This is a genomic window from Peribacillus butanolivorans, from assembly GCF_001273755.1.
Classification (GTDB): Bacteria; Bacillota; Bacilli; order Bacillales; family DSM-1321; genus Peribacillus; species Peribacillus butanolivorans.
Genome location: NZ_LGYA01000014.1, coordinates 1 through 2,457 on the forward strand (window position 1 = coordinate 1; position 2,457 = coordinate 2,457).

Annotated in this window: 1 protein-coding gene and 1 pseudogene; both read left to right on the plus strand. The window is 34.2% G+C overall.

Annotated elements, in window-relative coordinates; all coding sequences use genetic code 11:
• Positions 1-999 precede the first annotated feature (999 nt).
• Positions 1,000-1,215 (plus strand): DUF3951 domain-containing protein, encoded by a 216-nt coding sequence (locus AKG34_RS26370; protein ID WP_053349119.1) that lies wholly within the window; start codon positions 1,000-1,002, stop codon positions 1,213-1,215.
• A gap of 259 nt (positions 1,216-1,474) precedes the next feature.
• A pseudogene (locus tag AKG34_RS27330) lies at positions 1,475-2,042 on the plus strand (transposase); the annotation flags it as partial.
• Positions 2,043-2,457 lie beyond the last annotated feature (415 nt).

Below are 2,457 nucleotides of genomic sequence, written 5' to 3' on the forward strand. Positions count from 1 at the left end.
TTGAAAAGATCAGCCATCCTTGGCTGGTCTTTTTTGTGTTTATATAATTTGAAAAGTGCAGAACAAAAATTATAACGCAATTTTGGGTTGTAAGTATGGATTACAAATTAAGCCAGGTTCCGCATTATTGAAAAGGAAGCATGAGGAAGCGTCAAAAATTAGAGCAACTGGAAGACTAATGCGTAAAGGAAACAAGATAAAATCTGTTGGAGTCTTTATTAATGTAAAGCTTCAATAATATGTGATTCAATTCTTAGGTGATAATAATTTATATATTGATTAATATTGAAACGTTTTACCATCAAGTGGAAGCACCACTACCAACGATTTGGGAAGAGTACCGTACCCACAAAAAAGCGCGAATCTGGCTTAAACCTTTAAAAAAAATCCATTTTTAGAGGTGTATTTTTGATGCCATTTTCTTTATATTACTTTATACGGCGGTGCTCTTATGGGTATTCGCCATTTTTTGTTCTAAAATAAGATCCCATTAATCTCTTATTGGTTATAAGTCTATCGTTTCCCTATACCGGTAGATGTCTACTTAATAGAAAAGAAAATGGTAGTAGTTTACTAACCATATGAATAAAACGGTTATTATCTTGTGGCATTTGTTGATAATTAAATTGTGATTTACTTAAAATTGATGTGATCTCCTTCTCTAAGTATGCTTCACTCCACTTTTCCAATATCGCCTTACTTTTATTACCTTTTGTAACTTTTATGATTATTTACTTCATTTGATTTTATAGAATAAGAATTTGTTTTTCTTCAATGGATAAGTCAGCTGTGCTTTTTTTAAAAAAAATCTAGAGATAAACACCATCCTTAAAAAACAATAATTTCACGCAATCAAGTAGGAAATAGTGCGCAAAAAAAGAGAGATTGAAGGGATACCAGAGTAACCTTGACCCACTAGTTATATGTTATAATATGGTAATAATCATTTACTACATTGATAAGTTCAATTTATATAGTAACTTTTTTGGGAGGATATGTATGGTGGCGTATGTATTTACTATAATTGTGGTTGGCATTATAGGGCTGATTGGTTACAGAATGATTTTCAAAAAGAAAACGCCTTCTAACATGTATACACCTTATGATGACATGGTTATGGGAAAAAAAGATGATGTTAAAAGAAATCACCCTGCAGAAGATACAAAACACAATATCAAATATGAAGAAAAAAGCGATAAAGACAAGACCGTATAAACGGTCTTGTCTTCAGTTTTTTTGAGGGGTTGTAAAAATTCGAACGTTGATTGGAACGTAGGGCACTCGCTTTCCGCGGGCGGTCAGGGAGCCTCCTCGGCGCCATTGCGCCTGTGGGGTATCCCTTGGACACGCTTTTCCCACAGGAGTCTCGCACCTTCCGTTCCAATCAACTTTGTTTTAACAATTAGATATAAACACTTTTGGCTACAGTTTTTTTTGTTTTAATATAGGAGTATTAAAACTTGAGGTGATGACGATGCTTTCGAAACAAAATTCTATTCAGCGAGATCAACTTGAAATGATTACTTTGGATCAACTGGTGCCAGCGAACCATTTGGTTCGTAAAATTGAGGGGGCCATTGACTTCACTTTCATTTATGACTTGGTGAAAGAGATGTATTCAGAGATAGGGCGCCCAAGTATTGATCCAGTTATTTTAGTTAAATGACATTCATTCAATATACCTTCGGTATTCGTTCGATGCGTAAAACGATTGAAGAAGTTGAAACGAATATGGCTTACCGTTGGTTTTTAGGTTACGGTTTCCATGATAAAGTACCTCACTTCTCAACGTTCGGGAAAGTTATGAGCGTCGCTTTAAAGATACAGACCTGTTTGAACAGATTTTTTATCGTATCTTAATGACTGCTTCAGAAAGAAAGTTAAGCCTTTTCGACCGGATAAATTTGATAAAGAAGAAACCAAAGAAATTAAAGAAAGTACAACTGACCCTGAGAGTGGCTACTATAGTAAAAGATGAACGAACAAAACAGTTTACCTATTCATTTCATGCTGCTGCAGACCGCAACGGTTTTGTGCTGGGGTAGAAGGTTTTCAGTTGATTGATCCCTTAAAGGTCGAAGGTGCATCTTATAAGAGTAGCAATCTCTCAAGACAAACTATCTTAGAGGCAGTCACTATCCTGGTGGTTTTACAATGAAGGCTGCATACCAAGAAGAATTATAGGTATTGTTTCTTCATAATAAAGGGCATTCTTACTAGAACTTAAAATAAAATTGAAATTTATATATATAATGTGTTGACTTTAAGGTAGGAAAGGATTAATATAAATAAGCACCAAGTACGACAAACAAAAAAATCATCCACTTTTGGTAGCTTACTAAAAGAAATAATAACTATTGACTTCTTATTATGATAGTGTTAAGATGAAATGGTCGCTGAAAAACACAGCGGTTTAAAATAAGTTAAAAACTTCGCAGAAGTTGACAACTAATCAAT